The sequence below is a fragment of the Sulfitobacter sp. 1A12056 genome (assembly GCF_043558125.1).
Lineage (GTDB): Bacteria > Pseudomonadota > Alphaproteobacteria > Rhodobacterales > Rhodobacteraceae > Sulfitobacter > Sulfitobacter faviae.
On the sequence record NZ_JBIFFY010000001.1, the window covers coordinates 229,337 to 251,279 of the forward strand.

Sequence of the window (21,943 nt, forward strand, 5' to 3'; positions counted from 1 at the left end):
GACAGGAGGCGACCGATGTGCAATCTTTACTCCCTCACCAAGGGGCAAGACGCGATCCGCGGCTGGTTCGACGGGATCGACGACCAGGCGGGCAATCTGCCGCCGATGCCCGGCATTTACCCCGACTACCCGGCCCCGGTGGTGCGCAGTAGCGACGGCGGCCCGATCTTGCAGATGATGCGGTGGGGGATGCCGTCCCCGGCCTTTGCGCTCAAGGGCAAGAAGACCGACCGCGGCGTCACGAACATCCGCAACATCGCCTCACCGCATTGGCGGCGATGGCTGGGGCCTGCGCATCGCTGCGTGGTGCCCTTCACCGCCTTTTCCGAGCCGCTGAACCGCCCCGGAGAGCGTTCGCGCCCGATCTGGTTCGCGCTTGGCGAGGACCGCCCGCTGGGGTTTTTTGCTGGGGTCTGGACGAACTGGACGAGCGTGCGAAAACTGAAAGACGAGGAGACGACCGACGACCTCTTCGGCTTTCTAACCACCGAGCCCAATGTTGAGGTCGGTGCCGTGCACCCCAAGGCCATGCCGGTGATCCTGACCACGCCCGACGAGGTGCAGACGTGGCTCAGCGCCGAGACCGCCGAGCTTGCGGCGTTGCAGCGCCCGTTGCCCGACGGTGCCCTGCAGGTGATCGACCCCGAGGACTAGGCCGCCTCGGCCATCATCCGCGCCGCCATCGCGAGGTCCGAGCGGAACTGCGCCTCCGCCTCCTCGCGCAATGCGGGGTCGGGGACGCGCAAGAGGTAGGAGGGGTGCAGGGTGATCAGCACCGGAATGCCCTCCGGCCCCGCCTCGATCGTGCCGCGGCGTTTCAGGATGCCCGCGCCCTTGCCGGTCAGGCTTTGCGCCGCCGTGGCGCCCATGGCGAGGATGAGTTTCGGTTGAACCTGCGCCACCTCGGCGTTCATCCACCAGCGGCACTGGTCGATCTCCGGCGTCTCGGGGCGCTGGTGAATGCGGCGTTTGCCGCGGGCGGTGAACTTGAAGTGTTTGACCGCATTGGTGACGAAGGCAGCGTCTCGGTCCAGCCCCGCTTCGCCGGCGATGCGGTCGAACATCTGCCCCGCCGGCCCGACGAAGGGGCGGCCCGCGAGGTCTTCTTGATCGCCGGGCTGTTCGCCCACGACCATGAGATCGGCATGCCTCGACCCTTCACCCGGCACGGCCTGCGTGGCGTGGCAATGCAGCGGACAGCGGGCGCAGGCGCGGATCGCGGCGGGAAGCTCTTCCATTGGACCGTCCCAAGCAGATGAGAAGGCCGAAAGCTGCGCCTGCACCCGGTCCATGCGCGCGGGCGGCAGGGTGGGGGCGGCCTCGGCCATGGCCCGGGCGCGGGCCGGGGCCTCGGCGATCATCTGGGGAATGAAGGCGGCCTCGGGCATGTTCTTCCAGTATTTCTTGGGCATCTCCGACTGCATCGCCTTCACCATCAGGCGGGCGGGGTTGAAGATGTTCTGGAAGTAGGTGATCCACAACTGCTCGCCCGCGTCCTCGGGCAGGTCAGGCTTGGCGTGGCCTTCTTGAAAGCTGAGCTTGCCGCCCTCGAAGATGGCCGAGACGTCGGGCGTGAGAATGCGCCAGTCCATGTCGGAAAACCGCCGCACGAAGAAATCCGCCGTGGGCTCAACCGTGTGATGCGTGGGCTCGAACCACGCGGCGAAGCTGCGGCGCGGGGCGTTCGGATCGCCAATCTCGCGGAAGCGGACGAAGGCCTTCATCTTATGCTGGCAGCGGCGGACGTTCTTCTCCATCCCGCGCAAGACGGCGAGGTCGGCATCGCCCCGGTCGGCCATTAGATGCGGCGCGTCCTTCACGCGCCAGAGGAAGGCATAAAGCCGCGCGAAACGCTCCGGGTCGCTGTGCCAGACCGCCGTCTCGGCCATCGACACGAAGCTGCGCGGCACCGCGACGTGGCCCGTGGCCACGGGCGCGGACTCCCCGCCGAAAAGGTCGGGAGCCGCGGCATGATCGCCCCAGAGGATCTGCTCGGGCGGCACGCCCGCGGCCAGAAAGCCGCGCGCAGCCTCGCGCCATGCCTTGGCGGTGCCGATCGGGGGCAGGGAGACGCGGTGCATCAGAACAGGGTCAACTGCTCGGGCGGCGGCGCGAAGCGCGCGCGCAGGTCGGCGCTGTCGGTGAGGCCGCCGGGGGTCCAGCCCCCCGCGGTGACGAAGGCGCGGGCCTTTTTCATCGAAGCGCCCATGCGGGTGAGGTCCTCGTAGCGCAAGCTGCGATGCCGACGGGCGGCGAGAATGCGGTTCACGGTCTTCACCCCAAACCCCGGCACCCGCAGCAGCATCTCGCGGCTGGCGCGGTTGACGTCGAGCGGGAAGTGTTCGCGGTGCACCAGCGCCCAGGCGAGCTTGGGGTCGACCTCAAGATCAAGGTTGCCGTCGCGGGTGACGGAGGTGATCTCATCCAGTTGAAAGTCGTAGAACCGCAGCAGCCAGTCGGCCTGATAAAGCCGGTGCTCACGTTGCAGGGGCGGGCGGATCAGCGGCAGTTTCGAGGAACTGTCGGGAATGGGCGAGAAGGCGGAGTAATAGACCCGCTTGAGCTTGTAGCTGGAATAAAGCCGCGTCGATTGCCCCAGCACGGTAGCGTCGTTCGACCCATCCGCGCCGATAATCATCTGCGTCGACTGGCCCGCGGGGGCGAAACGGGGCGGGCGCTTGCCGGAGAAGGACTTTTCTTTGCTCGCCTCCTTGGTCATCCGCACGTTGGCCATGGCGCGGCGGATCTGCTCGGGCTTTTTCTCGGGCGCATATTGCTGCACCGCCGTGTCGGTGGGCAGTTCCACGTTGATTGACAGTCGGTCCGCCAGACGGCCCGCTTCCTCGATCAACTCAGGGGAGGCGTCGGGGATCGTCTTGAGGTGGATGTAGCCGCGAAAATTCTCCTCGTGGCGCAGCTTGCGGGCGATCTGCACCATGTCGGACATCGTGGCATCGGGCGAGCGGATCACGCCCGAGGAGAGGAACAGCCCTTCGATGTAATTGCGGCGGTAGAACTCGATGGTGAGCTTGACCACCTCGTCCACGCTGAAGCGCGCGCGCTCCACGTTCGAGGAGACGCGGTTGATGCAATAGCTGCAATCGTAGATGCAGAAATTCGTCATCAGGATCTTGAGCAGGCTGATGCACCGCCCGTCCGGGGCATAGGCGTGGCAGATGCCGCTGCCTTCGTTGGAGCCCAGCCCCTTGCCGTCGCGCGAATCGCGCTTGGTGGAGCCCGAGGAGGCGCAGGAGGCGTCGTATTTCGCCGCGTCGCTGAGAATCGCCAGTTTCTGATCGAGGGTTTGTCTTGCCATGCGTTCTATATATGTTCTCAACGGGGCGGCGTCATTAATCTATCTTAATGCCGCGACAATTTGCGCGGGGGCAGGCAAGGGGGGCGGGGTGGCCCCGTGGCGCCGAGATTAAATTGACGTAGGGAAATCTAGTCGCTACCAATTACATGCAGATACATATTATGCATTTGCATGCGAGAGCACCGGGGCAAAGATCGCGGGCTTTTGATCACAACTGGGAGACGACCATGAAAACAACAACCACGCTTAGCGCGGCGGTCTTTGCCGTCAGCACATTTGCCACCGGCAGCATCGCTCAGGCCGAAGAAGTGACCCTGCGCGCCGTTTCGGCCTTTACCCTTGGCACCGCCTTTAGCCGCGAGTTTGAGTCCTTTGTCGAGTGGATCAACGAGAACGGCAAAGGGGTCGTGCAGATCAATCTGGTCGGCGGTCCTGAGGCCGTGCCGCCTTTTGAACTGGGCAATGCGGTGCAGTCCGGTGTCGTCGACATCGCTAATAACACCACGGCCTATTACCCCAACCTGCTGCCCACCGGCGACGCACTGCATCTGGCCGAGAACACCATTCAGGACCAGCGCGCCAATGGCTGCTATGAACTGGTCGACCGTATCCATCAAGAGCAGATGAACGTGAAATACCTCGCCCATGCGGGCGACGGGATCGGCTATCACCTTTATCTCACCAAACCGGTCGAGGGGCCGGATCTGAGCGGTCTGACCATCCGCACCACGCCGGTTTACCAAGCGATGTTTACGCAGCTTGGTGCCAACCTCGTGCGGACCGCGCCGGGCGAGGTCTACAGCGCGCTGGAGCGTGGGGCGATTGACGGCTACGGCTGGCCCTCGCAGGGGGTGCTGGACCTTGGTTGGGACGAGCAGACGAAGTACCGTGTCGACCCGAGCTTTTACAACGTCGACGTCAACGTTCTGGTGAACCTTGATACTTGGAACGGGCTAACGGAGCAGCAGCGCGCCAAGCTGGCCGAAGGTGCCGCTTGGATGGAAGAGCTGAACAACGACAACGCGGATCGGAACGCCTCGGAATATGCGGCGCAGGCCGAGGCGGGTATCGAGACGATCACCTTTGGCGAGGCCGATGCCGAGACTTGGATCGCTGCCGCCCGCGATGCCGGTTGGGCCGCGGTGGAAGAGGTCGATGCCGATCTTGCGCAGCAGATGCGCGCCTGCATGACCAAGTGATCCTCCAATGATCTCTAGAATGTTTGACCGGACACTCCGGGGGCTGGCCGTCTTTTCGGCTAGTATCCTCGGGGTGATCGCGGTGTTCATCGCTCTCAATGTTGTGCTGCGCAATCTTGGCCTGCCGGTGGTCTATGGCGCGCTGGATGCGATCCAATACGCGCTGATGATCGCCACCTTCCTTGGCGCGCCTTGGGTGCTGTCGATCGGTGGCCATGTGAAGGTCGATCTGATCACCAGCAATCTTGCGCCACGCACGGCCCATGTGCTCACCCGTCTTACCAGCGCCATCGGCGCTGTCACGGCGGGGGTGTTGGGGTGGTACGGATTGCAAGCGGTGCTGGCGTCGGCCGCGCGGGGGTCGATGATCCGCACGTCATTCGTCATCCCGGAATGGTGGATGCTGGCCTTTGTGCCGCTGTCATTGGCGCTTTGCACGATTATTTTTATCCGCCGCCTTTTCTATCCGGAAACGGCCGAGCGTAGTCTGAGTGGTCTTTGAGATGGATTGGGCTTTGATCCTGACGCTCATGCTGGGCAGCCTCGCGGTGCTTTTGCTGATCGGCTTGCCGGTCGCCTTTGCCTTTATCGCCGTGACCACCGTGGGCGCATACTTCGTGCTGGGTGGCGAACGTGGCATTCTGCAACTGGCGCGCAACTCTGCGCAGTCGGTGGCGAATTTCCAGCTTGCCCCGATACCCCTGTTCATCCTGATGGGGGAGATCCTCTTCCAGACCGGGGTGGCGCACCGCGCCATCGACGCCATTGAGCGGGTGGTGACCCGCATCCCGGGCCGCATGTCAGTGGTGACGATCTTCGGCGGCACGATCTTTGCGGCACTCTCCGGCTCGACCATCGCCAATACCGCGATGCTGGGCGGCACGCTGCTTCCGGGGATGCTGAAACGGGGCTACCACCCGTCGATGGCCATGGGGCCGATCATGGCTTCGGGGGCGATTGCGATGCTGATCCCGCCTTCGGCGCTGGCGGTGCTGGTGGGCTCGCTCGCCGGTATTTCCATCGCGGGGCTGCTGATCGCGGGGGTACTTCCGGCCCTGCTGCTGGCGGTGCTTTTCGTGGCCTATGTGGTGGGGCGCAGTGTATTGGACCCAAAGGTCGCGCCGCCCGATGTTTACGAGGATATGTCGCTGCGCGAACGGTGGACGCCCTTTGCGATCTATGTCTTGCCGCTGACGGTACTTTTCGCGGTGGTAATCGGCTCTTTGCTGGCAGGGATCGCCACACCCACGGAGAGCGCTGCGCTGGGCAGTATCACGGCGGTGATCATCGGGGCAGCCTATCGGGCCTTGAGTTGGGAGAAGATGGGCCGTGCTCTGATGGAGACGCTGAAACTGTCGGTGATGATCCTGTTCATCATTGCGGCCAGCCAGTCCTTTGCGCAGGTGCTGAGCTTTTCGGGCGCGACCAACGGGTTGATCAATGCGATCAACGCGGTCGATCCGACGCCCTTGATGGTGCTTTTGGGGATGATCGCGATCCTGCTGTTTCTGGGGTGTTTCATCGATCAAGTGTCGATGTTGATGGTGACGGTCCCGGTTTTCGTGCCCTTGGCGGGCGCGATGGAGATCAACGAGCTGACCCTCGGCGTGGTTTACCTGTTGACCATGGAGATCGGTCTGCTGACACCGCCCTTCGGGCTGCTTCTCTTCGTCATGCGGGGCGTGGCGCCCGAAGAGATCCGGATGCCGCAAATCTATGCCTCGGTGATGCCCTTTTTGTTAATCAAGCTCTTCGTGCTGGCGCTGGTCGTCTGGCTGCCGGGCATCGGTACGTGGTTGCCGGGCTTGATGGGCCGCTAATCCGCAGGGCGACGCGTCCGAGCGTCGCCCTACAAGCTATTGCCTCGGTTCAACATTTCCCCTCACCGCAGCCGCACGCAGCCCTCCGCCTGCTTGCATTACCCTGCGTAATACGGTTGTAATTCCGCGAGGAGCCAATCGGCTTTCCCAAGAACAACACGTGAGGAGCACCGTGATGGCAAACCCCCTTTATGACACTCTGTTTGGCCGTCACGCGGGCAAGACGACCGCCTTTTTGCACCTCGACGGCGGGGTGACGCTGACCCATGCGGGCTTTCTGAGCCGGGCGGGCCGCTTTGCCAATGTGCTAACCGAGCTGGGGGTGAAGCCGGGTCACCGGCTGGCGGTGCAGATCGACAAATCCGCGGATGCTCTGGCGCTCTATGCCGCTTGCGTGCAGGCGGGGGTGATCTTTCTGCCGCTGAACCCGGCCTATACGGCGGATGAGGTGCGCTATTTCGTGACCGACAGCGGGGCGGCGGCTTTCGTCTGCCAGCCTGCGCGGCGCAATGAGATGGCGCCGCTGGCCAAGGACACGGGCTGCCAGCTTGAGACGCTGGGCACCGAAAACGATGGCAGTTTTGCGGACCGCGCAGCCTCGGCCCCCGATCAGTTCGAGACCGTCGCGCGTGAGGCTGATGATCTGGCGGCATTCCTCTATACCTCCGGCACGACGGGGCGCTCAAAGGGGGCAATGCTAACGCAGGCGAACCTTTTGTCCAACGCGCAGACGCTGGCCGATCTGTGGCGTTTTACCAATGCAGACGTGCTGCTCCATGCGCTGCCGATCTTCCATACCCACGGGCTGTTCGTGGCGACCAATGTGACGCTGGTGGCGGGGGGCGCGATGATCTTTATGCCCAAGCTCGACATCGACCGACTGATCGACCGGATGCCCCATGCCACCGCGATGATGGGGGTGCCCACCTTCTACACCCGGCTGTTGGACGACGCGCGTTTTACCAGTGAGACGGCGGCGAATATGCGGCTGTTCATCTCGGGCTCCGCCCCGCTGCTGGCGGAAACCCATGTGGATTTCGAGACCCGGACCGGCCACCGTATCCTTGAGCGTTACGGCATGACCGAGACCAATATGAACACCAGTAACCCCTATGAGGGCGAGCGCCGCGCCGGCACTGTGGGCCTGCCGCTGCCGGATGTGGAGTTGAAGATCACCGACCCCGAAACCGGCGCGACCCTGCCGGATGGCGAGATTGGCAGCATCGAAGTGCGGGGGCCGAATGTCTTCAAGGGCTATTGGCAAATGCCCGAGAAGACTGCCGCCGAATTGCGCGAAGACGGGTTTTTCATCACCGGCGATCTGGGGCGGCGCGATGCGGATGGCTATGTCACCATCGTGGGCCGCGACAAGGATCTGATCATCTCGGGCGGTTATAACATCTACCCCAAAGAGGTCGAACTGCTGCTCGACGACCAACCGGGCGTGTTGGAAAGCGCGGTGATCGGCGTGCCGCACCCCGATTTCGGCGAAAGCGTGGTGGCGGTGCTGGTGGCGCGCAGGGGGGTGGAGCTGGACGTGGAGCAGATCGCTGAGGGCGTGGCCGGATCGCTGGCCAAGTTCAAACAGCCCCAGAAGTTGATCGTGCTGCCGGAACTGCCGCGCAACACGATGGGTAAGGTGCAAAAGAACGTGCTGCGCGAAAACTACCGGAACCTCTTCCAGCCGGGGTGACGCGGCCCGAGGGGGACTGTCGGACGGGCAAAGGCACGGGCATCTCCCTCCCACGGGGTAGGGCGGGGGCGTAACCTGCGACAATCTGGCGTTTAATGCCCGGTTTCGCTTGAGGTGCCGGGAAAATTTCTACAGAACGTGGTGACCTTTCAGTCCGCTAGATCAGGAGTTCGCGTGTCCCTCTTCCTTATCGTTGCCTTGCCTTTCCTTGGTGCGTTGCTACCCGGACTGATGAATTCCGCAGGGCGCCAAGCCTGCGCCGGGGTCACCTTCATGGTTACCCTCGTGGCCTTTGTCGGCCTGCTCACCCATCTGCCCGCCGTATTGGCCGGAGAGGTGCTGACCGCGCGGGTTGACTGGATCCCGCAGCTTGGTCTGAACCTGACCTTGATGCTCGACAGTCTTGGCTTTTTCTTTGCCTGCCTGATCCTTGGCATCGGTCTGCTCATCATCGCCTATGCGCGCTCTTACCTGTCGCGCGACGATCATATGGGTGAGTTTTTCACCTATCTATTGCTCTTCCAAGGCGCGATGGTCGGCATCGTTCTGAGTGATAACGTACTGATCTTGCTGATCTTCTGGGAGCTGACCTCGCTGTCGTCCTTCCTGTTGATCGGCTATTGGAAGCATCTCCCCGAAGGCCGCCAAGGGGCGCGGATGGCGCTGACCGTGACGGGCATGGGCGGGCTTGCGATGATCGGTGGCATGTTGCTGCTGGGGCAGATCGTCGGCAGCTATGACCTGAGCGTGATCTTGGAAAACCGCGAGGCGATCCAAGCCTCGCCGCTCTATCTGCCTGCGCTGATCCTGATCCTTCTAGGCTGTTTCACCAAATCGGCGCAGTTCCCATTCCACTTCTGGCTGCCCCACGCCATGGCCGCGCCCACGCCGGTCTCGGCCTATCTGCACTCCGCCACGATGGTGAAGGCGGGGATCTTCTTGATGGCGCGGATGTGGCCGGTGCTCTCGGGCACGCCGGAGTGGTTCGTCATCGTCACCACGGCGGGGCTGATCACCATGGTGCTGGGCGCGGTGATCGCGCTGTTCAAACATGATCTGAAGGCGCTTTTGGCTTTCTCGACCGTCAGTCACCTTGGTCTGATCACCATGCTTCTGGGCACTGGCACGGCCTTTGGCGCGCTGGCGGCGGTGTTTCACATCCTGAACCACGCGACCTTCAAGGCCGCGCTCTTCATGTCAGCGGGGATTGTGGATCACGCGGTGCATACGCGCGATATCCGCCGTTTGGGCGGGCTGCGGCATCTGATGCCGGTAACCTTCGTGATCGCCACGCTGGCATCGCTTTCGATGGCGGGGATCCCGCTGTTCAATGGCTTCCTGTCGAAAGAGATGATGCTGGAAGAGACGCTGCACACTACGCTTTTCGATCTGCCGTGGCTGGTGCCTGCGCTGGCGACCTTTGGCGCGCTCTTCTCGGCAGCCTATAGTTTCCGGCTGATCGGCCACACCTTCCTTGGCAAAGAGCGCGACGACTATCCCGACCATCCGCATGACCCCAAGCCCGGCCTCTGGCTGCCGCCGGCGCTGTTGATCATCCCCGTGGTGGTGATCGGCCTCGCGCCGTTTCTGGCCGAGCCTTTCGTCAAGCTGGTGACCGCCTCTGTCCTTGGCGACGCGGCCGAGATGTCTTCTGCGCATTTCAAAATCTGGCACGGGCTGGGTCCGGCGCTTTATATGTCGATCATCGCGGTCGTGGGCGGGCTGATCCTGCTGGCGCTCTTCCCCCCGTTGCTGCGCGTCTGGGATGCCGCACCACGGCCCGAGGCCAAGCGTATCTTTGACCGGATCATCGCGGCCTCTGTCGGCCTGTCGCAGGCGGTATCGCTGCGGCTGCACAATGGGGCCTTCTCGCGCTATGCCGCCGTGATGGCGGTGACCGTCGTGGGCGTGGGCTATTACGCTTGGGCCACCGGCACGGTGGGCGCGGCGAGCCGCGCGCTGCAACCGACGAATGCCGTGCAGATCGCGGGCTGGCTGATGCTGGTCGCGGCGGCCTGCGGCCTTGTCTTCCTGCACCGCAACCGCCTGTTGTCGCTGATCCTGATCGGCATCGTCGGGCTGATCGTCTCGGCTGGTTTCGTCTTCTTCAGCGCGCCTGACTTGGCGATGACCCAGCTGACGGTCGAGGTGGTGACGATCATCCTGCTGCTTTTGGCGCTGAACTTCCTGCCCAACCGCACACCGATCGAAAGCAGCGTGCTGCGTCGGACGCGGGACGTTGTCGTCTCCCTCGCGGCGGGGGCGGCGACCATGGCGCTGTCCTATCACTATCTGCTGCGCGACACCGTCGCGCCGAGCATTTCCGAATTCCACCTTGCCAACTCCTACAAGGGTGGCGGCGGTACCAATGTGGTGAACGTGATCCTCGTCGATTTCCGGGGCTTCGATACCTATGGTGAGATCATCGTGCTGGGCATTGCCGCCCTGCTGATCTACGCGCTGACCGAGACGCTGCTCTCGGGCCCGGTGCGGGCGCGTTTGCTGAACCGCAAGCCCGACCAGCCGCGCGCGGGCGACCGGCATCCGATGATGATGGTAGTGATGACCCGCGTCATCATGCCCGTCGTGCTGATGGTGGGTTTCTACATCTTCCTGCGCGGTCATAACGAGCCGGGGGGCGGTTTCATCGCCGGTCTGATCGTCTCCATCGCCGTGGTGATGCAATATATGGCCAGTGGCTTTGCCTGGGCCTCGGCGCGGCTGCGTTATCCCTATCATGGGATCATCGGCACCGGCGTCTTGATCGCGGGGCTGACGGGGATCGGATCGTGGCTCTTTGCCAAACCCTTCCTCACGTCGGACTTCACCTATGTGCGCATCCCGCCCTTCGACAAGTTCGAACTGGCGACGGCGGCGCTGTTCGATCTGGGCGTGTTCCTTGCCGTGGTCGGGGCGGTGATGCTGTCGCTTGAAAGCTTCTCGCGGCTGGCGCGCCGGGCGCATGTGCCCGAGGCCGATCATCCGATGGACATCGACCCATCGCGCGAAGACAACACCAAGGCGGAGGCATAAACATGGAACTTCTCGTCGCGTCCGCCATCGGCATCCTGACGGCCTCTGGCCTCTACCTCGTGCTGCGCTTGCGGAGCTTTCCGGTCATCATGGGCACGTCGCTGCTGACCTATGCGGTGAACGTCTTTCTCTTTGCTTCTGGCCGTTTGACCGTGGGCGCGCCGCCGATCCTGAGCGATGCCGCGCGCTATACCGATCCGCTGCCCCAAGCGCTGGTGCTGACCGCCATCGTGATTTCCTTTGGCATGACCGCCGTGGTGGTGATGATCGCCCTCGGGGCCTATCTGGGCAATAAGGATGATCATGTGGACGAGCCGCTGACCGATACCAAGGCGGAGGACTGCACATGACCCATTGGCTGATCCTGCCCATCGTGCTGCCCGCGTTTATCGCGCCTTTCATCATTCTGGCCGCACGCTATCACATCACCATCCAGCGGGTGCTGTCGCTGTTTGGCGCGCTGGCGCTGGTCGTCGTGGGCCTTGGCCTCTCGGTCGAGGCGGCGAGCGGCAATGTCATGCTCTACCGTCTCAGCGATTGGGCCGCGCCCTTTGGCATCGTGCTGGTCGGCGACCGCCTGTCGACGCTGATGGTGACGCTGACGGCGGTGCTGGCGCTGTTTGTGCTGCTCTACGTCATCGGGTCGAAATGGGACGAACGCGGGCGGCATTTTCATGCGCTGTTCCAGTTCCAGCTGATGGGGATCATGGGCGCCTTTCTGACGGGCGACCTTTTCAACCTCTTCGTCTTTTTCGAAGTGCTGCTGATCGCCTCCTACGGGTTGATGATCCACGCCGGTGGCACGCCGCGTCTGCGGGCAGGGGTGCAATATGTGCTCTATAACCTGCTGGGCTCGACGCTGTTCCTCTTTGCGCTTGGTGCCATCTATGCCGAGACGGGAACGCTCAACATGGCCGATCTGGCGCAGCGCGTTGCCCTGATCGACGCAGGCGCGACCGTGGGTATCCGCATCGCGGCGGTGCTGCTCTTGATGGTCTTTGCGGTCAAAGCCGCCGTGGTGCCGCTGCATTTCTGGCTCCCGTCGAGCTATGCCGAAGCGCCCGGCCCGGTGGCGGCGCTTTTCGCCATCATGACCAAGGTCGGCGCCTATGCGATCATCCGCGTCTATACGCTGATCTTCCCGCCCGAACTGGCCGTGACGGCGGATCTGCACACCACATGGCTGCTTCCTGCCGCGCTGCTGTCGCTGGCGCTTGGCATGATCGGCGTGCTGGCGGCCAAGCAGTTGGACCGTATGGTGGCCTTCTCCGTCATCGGCTCCATGGGCATGGTGATGATCTCGATCGCGCTGTTCACGCCCGAGGGGATCGCCGCGGCGCTTTACTATATCGTGCATTCGACACTGGCCGCGGGCGCGCTGTTCCTGATTGCCGATCTGGCGCGGGCCGGGCGCGACAATCTTGATCTGACGGCGCAGCCGCAGGTGGCGGGGGCCAAGCTGACCTCGGCCCTGTTCTTTGTTGCCGCTATCGCCATGGTCGGCGTGCCGCCGCTTTCCGGCTTTCTGGGCAAGCTGCTGATCATGGATGCCGCCGCCGCCAGCGATGCTTGGGTCTGGATCTGGGCCGTGATCTTGGGCGCGAGCCTTTTGAGCCTCGTGGGCTTTGGCCGCGCGGGCAGCGTGGTCTTCTGGAAGGCGCGCAGCGTCACCCCGGAGGAGGGGGCGACCCCGGCCGAGCGCCCCTCGGCGCTGAGCTATGTCGCGGTGGGCGGGCTCTTGGCCCTGCTGGTGGCACATACCCTGCTGGCCGGACCGGCCACCCAATATGCCACCGCGATTTCAAAGCAATTGTTCGGGCCGGAACGTTACCTGACCACCGTGTTGGAGACCCCCGGCAAACTGTCGGACGGCAAAGAGGAGGCCCATTGACATGATGCGACCGATCCGTTGGCTTTTGCCGCACCCGTTTCTGACCCTGCTGCTGACGGCGGTGTGGATCCTGCTGCAAAACAAGTTCAGCGCCGGCATGCTGGTCTTTGGCCTGATCCTTGGCGTCGTGATCCCGATCTTGACCGCGCGTTGGTGGACCGACCGTGCGCAGGGCATCCGCCCGCTGCGGACGTTGGCCTATGTGCTTTTGGTGATCTGGGATATCGTCATCGCCAATATTCAAGTGGCTTGGATCATCCTGACCAAATCCAACGCCAGCATGTCGCCCGCTTGGGTCGTCGTGCCGCTGGACCTGAAAGAACCCGAGGCGATCACGATCCTGATGGGCACCATCACACTGACCCCCGGCACCGTCTCGGCGGACCTGTCGGACAACGGGCGCTACCTTTTGGTACACGCGCTGGACGCGAGCGACCCCGACGCCGTGCGTGATGAGATCAAAGACCGCTACGAACGCCGCTTGAAGGAGATTTTCGTATGACCCAAGCGACCGACCTTTTGACGCTGGCACTTTATGGGGCGCTGACCCTCGTCGCCATCGCGCAGTTCATGGCGATGATCCGTCTGTGGATCGGCCCCGGCACCGGGGACCGTATTCTGGCGCTGGACACGATGTTCATCAACGCCATCGGCATCATCGTACTTTTGGGCGTTTTGCAAGGCACGCAGATCTACTTTGAGGCCGCGCTGATCATCGCCATGCTTGGTTTCGTCTCGACCGTGGCCTATGCCCGTTTCGTCCTGCGCGGAGATATCATCGAATGAGCCCTGAGATCATCGCCACTTACTTCGTTATCGCGCTGCTGGTGATCGGCAGTTTCTTCGTGCTTGTTGCCGGGATTGGCTTGCTCAAGCTGAACGACCCGATGACGCGTCTGCACGCGCCGACCAAGGCCGCGACGCTGGGGATCGGGGCCTATCTGCTGGCCGCCGTGGTGAACTCCTTCGTCTCTGGCGCGGGGTCGCTGCATGAGCTGCTGATCATGGCATTCATCTTTGTCACCGCGCCGGTCTCGGCCAATTTCATGGCCAAGGCGAATATCCACCGCCGCGATTGCCTGCCAAACCCGCCGGAGCTGCCGGATGGCGATACTTGGGCCACGCTGAACGTGCCTGAAGAAGACCGCGAGATCGAAGAGACTTCGCCCAACGCCTGAGGCGCGGGGCCAAGGTCGGATTCATTTCAAACTGTTACGATGGTGGAAACCTTTTCCTGCCAGCATAGGTTAATGGGCGGCGCTGCCCAACCGAAGCTGACCGAAAGGATCCTGCCATATGCGTCTGACCGCGCTTCTGCTGATGTTGTTCCTGCCCTTCGCCGCGGCAGCGCAAGACCGTGTGGCGATGGTCATCGGGAACTCCGCCTATGAGGATGCCGCCACGCTCGACGGCCCGCGCGCGGATGCGGCGCGGCTGACCAAGGCGCTGGACGGGCAGGGCTTCGACGTCACCACGCTGATCGACGCCGAGAGCGCAGCGTTCAAACAAGCGCTATCCGACTTTGCCTTTCAGGCCGAAACGGCGGACATCGCCCTGATTTACTACGCAGGCCGCCGTGTCGCCTCCGGCGGGCAGAGCTACCTGATCCCGGTCGACGCGCCCTTGGCCCCAGCCTCGGCGCTGCGGCGCGAGGGGGTGGCCCTGCCTGCGCTGCTGCGTGCGGCGGGCAAGGCGCGGCAGATACGGCTTGTTCTGCTCGACAACTGTCACGCCGCCCCGCAGCAAGCCACCGCGCCCTTGCCACCGCCTGAGCCACGCCTTGGCACGTTGGTCGTGACTTCTGGCGAGGTGGGCGCTTGTGATGAGGGTGGTGAAAACGCGGGCCTTTTCGCCGCAACGCTGGCCGAGGTTTTGGCCCAGCCGGAGGTCGAAGTCGGGGCCATGCTGGATGATTTCCGCGCGGCTTTGCGCAGCCGCAGCGGTGGCAGCCTCTCGGCGCGGCGCTATGGGCGGCTGAACCCCATGCCATTCTTCCTCGGCAGCGGTGACGGGGAGGCGGCCCCGGGGGGCTGGGCCGATTTGAACGAGACGCAGGGCCAGCGTTTGGCCGAATTGGCGGGGCAGGGCGATACCCGCTCGCAACTCGGCCTCGCCGCCCTGCAAAGCGATCCCGACGATCCGCGCTATGATCCGCAGAATGCGGCGGCGCAGCTCATGCGCGCGATTGAGACCGGCTCAGCCGAAGCGCGCTATCAACTGGCCCAGCTCTACGAAGAGGGCCGGGGCGTGGAGCAGGACGAGGCCCGCGCGATGCAGCTTTATCGCGACGCTGCCGAGCGGGGCCATGCCGGGGCGTTGAACGATCTGGGCTTCATCCATTTGCAGGGCGAATTGGGGCAAAAGGCCGACCCCGAACTGGCGCTTGATTACTTCCGCCGCGCAGCCGACAGGCGACACCCTGCTGCGATGTTCAACTTTGCCGCGATGATCGACGATGACAAAGTGCCGGGGCGCGGGGCTGCGGATGCCGCGCTCTACCTCTATCGCGCGCTGCGGGCAGGGGATGGCACCTTGCTGGGGCTGATGCAGGAAGAGCCGCGTTTGTTCGACAGCGACACCCGCAAAGCGCTGCAACGCAAGCTGTCGGATTTCGGGTTTTATGACGGTGCGATCGACGGGCTTTATGGCGATGGCACCCAAGCCGCGATCCGCGCGGCGTTTGGGATGGAGGCGGGCGCGCTTCCGGGTGAAGCCACTGAAACAATTGAGGAAACGGCGGAGGGCGAGACGTCGGAAACGTCTCCGATAGAATCCGAGACGCCGCAGGAGGAGCCTGACCAAGAGACGACAACCCAAACCGAAGACGCCCCCGAAATCGATGCCGAGCCAGAGCCCGGCGCGGGTGAAAATGTCACCCCGGTTCTACGCCCCAAACAGGCCGCGCGGGAGTGAGTTTTGAAACAAGTAGTATTGCATTTTGCCCTCCAGTAGGTTGGCAAAATTAATCCGGTTGCAATATCGCGGCCGATGGCTTTTGATTGGCGCATCAGTCAATAAAAACTTCTCTGGGGAGAACACCAATGAAAAAACTGCTTATGACATCCGTTCTGGCGACGGTCGCCGCGACCTCGCTGGCCGCTGCCGAGTGTAGCGAAGTCACCTTCTCCGACGTCGGCTGGACCGACATCACCGCCACCACCGCCGCTGCCTCTGTTGTGCTCGACGCGCTCGGCTATGACACCGAGACCAAAATTCTCGCCGTGCCGGTGACCTATACCTCCATGGCGTCCGGCGACATCGACGTGTTCTTGGGCAACTGGATGCCCACCATGGAAGGCGATATCGCGAAATACCGTGAAGAGGGCAGCGTTGACACCGTGCGCGCGAACCTTGAAGGCGCGAAATACACGCTGGCCGTTAACAAGGCCGCCGCCGATATGGGCATCATGACCTTCGCCGACATCGCTGCCAATGCCGACGCACTCGAAGGCAAGATCTACGGCATCGAGCCGGGCAATGACGGCAACCGCCTGATCCAGTCGATGATCGACGAGAATGCCTTTGAACTGGGCGATTTCGAGGTCGTCGAATCCTCCGAACAGGGGATGCTCGCTCAGGTACAGCGCGCCAGCCGCAAGGAAGAGCCTGTTGTCTTCCTTGGTTGGGAGCCGCATCCGATGAACGCCAACTTCGACCTGACCTATCTTGAAGGTGGTGACGATTACTTTGGCCCCGATCTGGGCGGTGCGACGGTTTACACCAACACCCGCGCCGGTTTCGTCGAAGAATGTCCGAACCTTGGCAAATTCCTCCAAAACCTCGAATTCAGCCTTGAGATGGAGAATGAGATCATGGGCGCGATCCTCGATGACGGCGAAAAGCCGGAAGAGGCCGCCGCCGCTTGGATCAAGGCGAACGCCGACGTGCTCGACACATGGCTGGACGGTGTGACCACCGTCGATGGCGGCGATGCGATGGAAGCTGTCGCTTCGCTGAAGTGATCCTCACGCTATGATGGACAAGACCCGCTCCAGATCGATGGGGCGGGTCATTCTCATGCGCAATTCTCCAATCCTGAAGGACTGACATGGACTGGCTGACAGAAAACAAGATCCCCGTGGCCGATGTGGCCGAAGACGCGCTGGATTGGTTGCAAACGAACGGGGCGTGGTTCTTTGACGGGCTGTCGGACCTGATGGAACGGCTGATTGAGGCGATCCTCTGGGTGCTGCAAACCCCGCATCCGCTGATCCTGATCGCCGTCTTTGCCGCGATCACCTGGGCCATTCAGCGCAACTGGAAAACCGTGGCCTTTGTGGTGCTGGGCTTTCTGTTCATTCTGAACCAAGATTACTGGGAAGAGACGATGGAGAGCCTGACGCTCGTGCTCTCGGCCTGTGTGGTCTGCATGGGCGTGGGCGTGCCGATTGGCATCGCCGTGGCGCATCGGCCCCGGCTTTACGCATGGGTGGCCCCGGTCTTGGACCTGATGCAAACGCTGCCGACCTTCGTCTATCTGATCCCCGCGATTGTCTTTTTCGGCATCGGCATGGTGCCCGGGTTGATCGCTACGGTGATCTTCGTTTTGCCCGCCCCGATCCGGCTGACGCAGCTTGGCATCTCCTCGACCCCCAAGGCGCTTCTAGAGGCCGCGCAGGCTTTCGGCGCCAAGCCGCGCCAGACACTGTGGAAGATCGAGCTGCCCTATGCGTTGCCGCAGATCATGACGGGTCTGAACCAGACCATCATGCTGTCGCTGTCGATGGTGGTGATCGCGGCATTGGTGGGTGCAGACGGTTTGGGCGTGCCGGTGGTGCGTGCCCTGAACCAAGTCAACACAGGCTTGGGATTTGAATCCGGGTTGGTGATCGTTGTCGTGGCGATCATGCTCGACCGTATCCTGCGGGTGGGACGGAAATGACGAAAGCAGTAGAATTCGATAACGTATCCATCGTCTTTGGCGACAAGCCGGAGAAGGCGCTGCCGCTGATGGACGAAGGCCAAAGCCGCGCCGAGATCGAAGCGGCGACTGGGCAGGTGCTGGGCGTGCATGATTGCTCGCTCACCGTTGAGAATGGTGAGATCCTTGTGCTGATGGGCCTGTCGGGCTCGGGCAAATCAACGCTGTTGCGGGCGGTGAACGGGCTGAACCCGATGGTGCGCGGCACCGTGCGGGTCCATGCCGAGGGCTGGTCCTGCGATGTGCATGAGAGCAACGCGGCAGAGCTGCGCCGGGTGCGCCGTGAAGGCGTGTCGATGGTGTTCCAGCAGTTCGGCCTGCTGCCATGGCGCACGGTGCGCGACAATGTGGCGCTTGGGCTGGAGCTGTCCAATGTGCCCAAGGGCGAGCGGTTGGAGCGGGCCGAGCGGCAGTTGAAGCTGGTGGGGCTCAGCGATTGGGCTGACCGCAAGGTGGGGGAGCTTTCGGGCGGGATGCAGCAGCGTGTGGGCCTTGCCCGTGCCTTTGCCACCGAAGCGCCGATCCTGCTGATGGATGAGCCTTTTTCGGCGCTCGACCCGCTGATCCGTACGCGCTTGCAGGATGAGCTGTTGGACCTGCAACGCGATCTTAACCGCACGATCATTTTCGTCAGCCATGACCTTGATGAGGCGTTCAAACTGGGCGGGCGTATTGCCATCATGGAAGGGGGACGTATCGTGCAGATCGGCACCCCGCGCGAAATTTTCTCGAACCCCGCTTCGGACTATGTGGCGGAATTCGTGGCCAATATGAACCCGCTGGAGGTTCTGACCGCGCGCGACGTGATGGGCGCGGATGATGGTGCTGCCACCCAAGGCGAGACCACAGCCGAGACCCCGGTGCGCGAATTGATGGACCGTCTGCGTGGGGCCGATGCCGCGATTGCCGTTATGGAAGACGGCGCTCAGATCGGGACCGTCACCGCGCATAGTATCGTGGACCGTCTCAAAGCCTAGGCTTTGCTCTGACTTGAACGCAAAAGGCGCCGCCCGGCTTGGCTGGGCGGCGCCCTTTGCTATTGAAAGCGGTGGTTATATGGCCGCTGCGGTGCCCAAGGTCTTTAGGATCGGACAATCTGGCCGGTCATCGCCCGCACAATCGCGGATCAGCGTGCTGAGCGTGTCGCGCATCTCTTGCAGGCCGCTGATCTTGGCCTCGATCTGCGCCAGATGGTCCTTGGCGATGGCGCGCACATCGGCGCTGGCGCGGTTTTTGTCCTCCCAAAGCGCCAGAAGGTTGCGGCAATCTTCGATGCTGAACCCCAGCGTCCGGGCCCGGCCCAGAAAGGCGAGCTTGTGCATCTCGCTTTCGCGGAAGGCACGGTAGCCATTGGCGTCGCGCAGCGGTTTGACCAGCCCGATATCCTCGTAATAGCGGATGGTTTTGGGCGGCAGTCCGGTGCGTTGTGAGACTTCTCCGATGTTCATGGGACGATCCTATTCTGCGGCTACGTCTGCGGCCACGGGGGCGGCGGCCCGGGGGCCGAGGGATGGGGTGGCGCTCTCATTCAGAGGGGCGGCGATCCAGCGCAGGCGCAGGGCGTTGCTGAGAACGAAAACGCTCGACAAAGCCATCGCCCCGGCGGCCAGCGCGGGTGACAAGAGCCAACCGGTCAGCGGGTAGAAGGCGCCAGCGGCCACGGGGATCAGCAGGACGTTATAGCCGAAGGCCCAGAAGAGGTTTTGCCGGATATTCGCCATGCTGCGCTGGCTTACGTCGATGGCATTGACCACGCCGCGCAGATCGCCCGACATCAGCACCACATCCGCCGCTTCGATCGCCACATCGGTCCCGGTGCCGATGGCCAACCCGACATCGGCCTGCGCAAGCGCGGGCGCGTCGTTGATCCCGTCACCGACGTAGGCGATGCGGTTGTCGCCTTTTCTCAGGTCGTCGATGGCGGCCACTTTGCCATCGGGCAGTATCTCGGCGACGACGCGGTCGATGCCCAGTTGCGCTGCGATGGCCTCTGCCGTGCCGCGGTTGTCGCCGGTGATCATCGCCACTTCGAGGTTGAGGTCGTGCAGCCGCGCGATGGCCTCGGGCGTGCCAGGCTTGATCGGGTCCGCCACGGCGATGACCGCCGCTAATTTGCCGTCGATCGCGGCGAACAGCGGGGTTTTTCCCGCCTTGGCCAGATCCGCACTGATCCGCTGGGCATTGCCCAGATCAATCCCCTCGCGGGTCATCAGCCGGTCCGCGCCCAGCGTGACACGGCGGCCCGCCACCAATGCGCTGACGCCGTAGCCGGTATGGGATTGGAAGTCGCTCACCTCGCGCGGCACGGGGCCAGCCGCTTCGGCCCGGCGCAGGATGGCTTGGGCGATAGGATGTTCCGAGCGCGCCTCGACCGCGCCGATCAGCGGCAGCAGCCTCTCCTCGGTCATGTCGTTCATCAGCACGAGGTCGGTAAGTTCGGGGGTGCCCTTGGTCAGCGTGCCGGTCTTGTCCAAGGCAACGGTCGTGACGCCTTGTAGGCTTTGCAGCGCATCGCCTTGCCGGAATAGCACGCCCAATTGCGCCGCCCGCCCGGTGCCGACCATGATCGACGTGGGCGTGGCCAGCCCCATCGCACAGGGGCAGGCAATGATCAGCACCGCCACTGCCGCCACCAACGCGTGGCTGAGCGAGGGGCCAAAGGCCAGCCAGCCGCCAAAGGTCACCAGCGCCACGGCGATCACCGCGGGGACGAACCACAGGGTGATGCGGTTGACCAAGTCCTGAATGGGCAGTTTCGCGCCTTGGGCCTCTTCGACCATGCGGATGATCTGCGCCAGAACCGTGTCACCGCCCACCTTGGTGGCGCGATAGGTCAGGCTGCCGGTGCCATTGACCGTGCCGCCGACGAGAGCCGCACCGCCGGTCTTCTCCACCGGCACAGGCTCACCGGTGATCATGCTTTCATCGACGTAGGATTGCCCTTCGACGACGATGCCGTCGGTGGCGATCTTCTCGCCGGGGCGGAGGTAGATGATGTCGCCGGTTTCGATCTTTTCCAAGGGCAGTTCGATGACGGCGCCGTCCCGCTCCACCCGTGCGCTGGTACCGCGCAGGCCCATGAGCTTGGCAATCGCGGCCCCGGTGCGCCCCTTGGCGCGGGCCTCAAGATAGCGGCCCAGCAGGATCAGCGTGACGATCACGGCGGCGGCTTCGAAATAGACCACGCGGCTGCCTGCGGGCAGTAGCCCCGGCGCGAAGAGCGCGGTGACCGAGTAGAGCCACGCCGCTCCTGATCCGAGTGCCACGAGAGAGTTCATATCCGGCGCGCCCTTCGCCAGCGCAGGCAGGCCGTTGCTATAAAAATGCCGCCCCGGCCATGCCAGCACGAGGGTGGTGAGAATGAATTGGATGAGCCAGCTTGTCTCGATCCCGATGGTCGTCGCGATCCAATGGTGGAAAGCGGGCACCAGATGGCCACCCATCTCAAGCACGAAGACGGGTAGGGTGAGCGCGGCGGCCAGCAGGGTCATCCGTTTGAGGTGGATGGCCTCCGCTTCCTTGCGAGTCGCGGCCTCGGGGGTGCCCGCCTCGGGCGTGTCGACGCTGGCGGGATAGCCCGCCTTTGCCGCCGCATCGCGCAGGGCGGGCAAAAGATCGGCGTCTTCCAAGATTTCGACCCGCGCCTCTTCGCTGGCGAGGTTCACCGAGGCTGAGAGCACCCCCGGCACCGCAAGCAGCGCGCGTTCCACACGGCCCACGCAGGAGGCGCAGCTCATGTTCGAAAGCCGCAAACGGTGGGTGGTCTTGCGCGCCGGGTAGCCCGCCTGCGCCAAGGCGGCATCGAGCTCGCCCGCGTTAAACGCGGGGTGTGCCGTCACGCGCACGGTTTCTGCCGCAAGGTTCACCCGGGCCTCGTCGACCCCCTCCAGCGCGTTTAGCGCTTTTTCAACCCGCCCCACACAGGACGCGCAGCTCATGTTCTGCACGCCAAAAGTGAGTGTTTCCGCTTTACCCATTTCACGCCCTCTATTCGTCTGGGGCTGAATATGGGGCTTCCAGTCGCTGGAGGGTCAATAGGTCATTTTCGGAAAATTGATTTGGTAGCGCGG

19 protein-coding genes are annotated in these 21,943 nt (G+C 63.3%); 15 read left to right on the plus strand and 4 right to left on the minus strand.

From position 1 onward, the window contains the following. Window positions 1-15 precede the first annotated feature (15 nt). Window positions 16-654, plus strand: a complete 639-nt coding sequence (locus ACGYLD_RS01125; RefSeq protein ID WP_276153904.1) for an SOS response-associated peptidase — start codon at window positions 16-18, stop codon at window positions 652-654. Here the strand turns inward: ACGYLD_RS01125 and ACGYLD_RS01130 are convergent. Then, complete coding sequence (locus ACGYLD_RS01130; protein ID WP_271691604.1) at window positions 651-2,081, minus strand: UdgX family uracil-DNA binding protein; 1,431 nt, start codon at window positions 2,079-2,081, stop codon at window positions 651-653. The two genes, ACGYLD_RS01125 and ACGYLD_RS01130, sit on opposite strands and share 4 nt — an antisense overlap. After that, a complete protein-coding gene (locus ACGYLD_RS01135) occupies window positions 2,081-3,316 on the minus strand; it encodes a putative DNA modification/repair radical SAM protein (protein ID WP_394400690.1) in 1,236 nt (411 codons plus the stop codon). Before ACGYLD_RS01135 ends, ACGYLD_RS01130 begins: the two co-directional genes overlap by 1 nt. A 227-nt stretch (window positions 3,317-3,543) precedes the next feature. On the opposite strand from ACGYLD_RS01135, the gene dctP reads away from it, so the two are divergent. The 14 genes from dctP (at window position 3,544) to choV (ending at window position 18,850) form a co-directional block, all read left to right on the plus strand. Next, complete coding sequence (gene dctP / locus ACGYLD_RS01140; RefSeq protein ID WP_271691602.1) at window positions 3,544-4,515, plus strand: TRAP transporter substrate-binding protein DctP; 972 nt, start codon at window positions 3,544-3,546, stop codon at window positions 4,513-4,515. 19 nt (window positions 4,516-4,534) lie between these two features. Next, the gene (locus ACGYLD_RS01145) at window positions 4,535-5,017 is read left to right on the plus strand and encodes a TRAP transporter small permease (RefSeq protein ID WP_394400693.1); all 483 of its coding nucleotides are present in this window, start codon (window positions 4,535-4,537) and stop codon (window positions 5,015-5,017) included. A gap of 1 nt (window position 5,018) precedes the next feature. Continuing rightward, entirely contained in the window at window positions 5,019-6,335 is a 1,317-nt protein-coding gene (locus ACGYLD_RS01150) for a TRAP transporter large permease (RefSeq protein ID WP_271691599.1), read from the plus strand. 175 nt (window positions 6,336-6,510) lie between these two features. Further along, complete coding sequence (locus ACGYLD_RS01155; RefSeq protein ID WP_394400696.1) at window positions 6,511-8,028, plus strand: malonyl-CoA synthase; 1,518 nt, start codon at window positions 6,511-6,513, stop codon at window positions 8,026-8,028. A gap of 174 nt (window positions 8,029-8,202) precedes the next feature. Beyond that, window positions 8,203-11,061 carry a monovalent cation/H+ antiporter subunit A gene (locus ACGYLD_RS01160; protein ID WP_394400699.1) on the plus strand — a complete coding sequence of 953 codons (2,859 nt, stop codon included), beginning with the start codon at window positions 8,203-8,205 and terminating at the stop codon, window positions 11,059-11,061. Window positions 11,062-11,063: 2 nt separating this feature from the next. Then, a complete protein-coding gene (locus tag ACGYLD_RS01165; protein WP_271691596.1) occupies window positions 11,064-11,411 on the plus strand; it encodes a Na+/H+ antiporter subunit C in 348 nt (115 codons plus the stop codon). Then, on the plus strand, window positions 11,408-12,952 hold the full coding sequence (locus ACGYLD_RS01170; protein WP_067260933.1) for a monovalent cation/H+ antiporter subunit D: 1,545 nt from the start codon (window positions 11,408-11,410) through the stop codon (window positions 12,950-12,952). The genes ACGYLD_RS01165 and ACGYLD_RS01170 overlap by 4 nt, the downstream gene beginning before the upstream one ends. Window position 12,953: 1 nt before the next feature. Continuing rightward, window positions 12,954-13,454 carry a Na+/H+ antiporter subunit E gene (locus ACGYLD_RS01175; RefSeq protein ID WP_067260934.1) on the plus strand — a complete coding sequence of 167 codons (501 nt, stop codon included), beginning with the start codon at window positions 12,954-12,956 and terminating at the stop codon, window positions 13,452-13,454. After that, entirely contained in the window at window positions 13,451-13,738 is a 288-nt protein-coding gene (locus ACGYLD_RS01180) for a K+/H+ antiporter subunit F (RefSeq protein WP_067260936.1), read from the plus strand. Before ACGYLD_RS01175 ends, ACGYLD_RS01180 begins: the two co-directional genes overlap by 4 nt. Next, window positions 13,735-14,130 carry a monovalent cation/H(+) antiporter subunit G gene (gene mnhG, locus ACGYLD_RS01185; protein ID WP_271691594.1) on the plus strand — a complete coding sequence of 132 codons (396 nt, stop codon included), beginning with the start codon at window positions 13,735-13,737 and terminating at the stop codon, window positions 14,128-14,130. The genes ACGYLD_RS01180 and mnhG overlap by 4 nt, the downstream gene beginning before the upstream one ends. Before the next feature lie 118 nt (window positions 14,131-14,248). Then, the gene (locus ACGYLD_RS01190) at window positions 14,249-15,865 is read left to right on the plus strand and encodes a caspase family protein (RefSeq protein WP_271691592.1); all 1,617 of its coding nucleotides are present in this window, start codon (window positions 14,249-14,251) and stop codon (window positions 15,863-15,865) included. A gap of 128 nt (window positions 15,866-15,993) precedes the next feature. Continuing rightward, entirely contained in the window at window positions 15,994-16,914 is a 921-nt protein-coding gene (gene choX / locus ACGYLD_RS01195) for a choline ABC transporter substrate-binding protein (RefSeq protein ID WP_394400704.1), read from the plus strand. Window positions 16,915-17,000: 86 nt separating this feature from the next. After that, the gene (gene choW, locus ACGYLD_RS01200) at window positions 17,001-17,834 is read left to right on the plus strand and encodes a choline ABC transporter permease subunit (RefSeq protein WP_067260944.1); all 834 of its coding nucleotides are present in this window, start codon (window positions 17,001-17,003) and stop codon (window positions 17,832-17,834) included. After that, the gene (gene choV / locus ACGYLD_RS01205; protein WP_394400707.1) at window positions 17,831-18,850 is read left to right on the plus strand and encodes a choline ABC transporter ATP-binding protein; all 1,020 of its coding nucleotides are present in this window, start codon (window positions 17,831-17,833) and stop codon (window positions 18,848-18,850) included. Before choW ends, choV begins: the two co-directional genes overlap by 4 nt. A 75-nt stretch (window positions 18,851-18,925) precedes the next feature. Here choV and cueR read toward each other — a convergent pair whose 3' ends face one another. Together cueR and ACGYLD_RS01215 are read right to left on the minus strand one after the other, a co-directional pair. After that, window positions 18,926-19,321, minus strand: a complete 396-nt coding sequence (cueR, locus tag ACGYLD_RS01210) for a Cu(I)-responsive transcriptional regulator (protein ID WP_394400710.1) — start codon at window positions 19,319-19,321, stop codon at window positions 18,926-18,928. A gap of 9 nt (window positions 19,322-19,330) precedes the next feature. Then, window positions 19,331-21,850 (minus strand): heavy metal translocating P-type ATPase, encoded by a 2,520-nt coding sequence (locus ACGYLD_RS01215; protein ID WP_394400713.1) that lies wholly within the window; start codon window positions 21,848-21,850, stop codon window positions 19,331-19,333. Window positions 21,851-21,943: the final 93 nt, after the last annotated feature.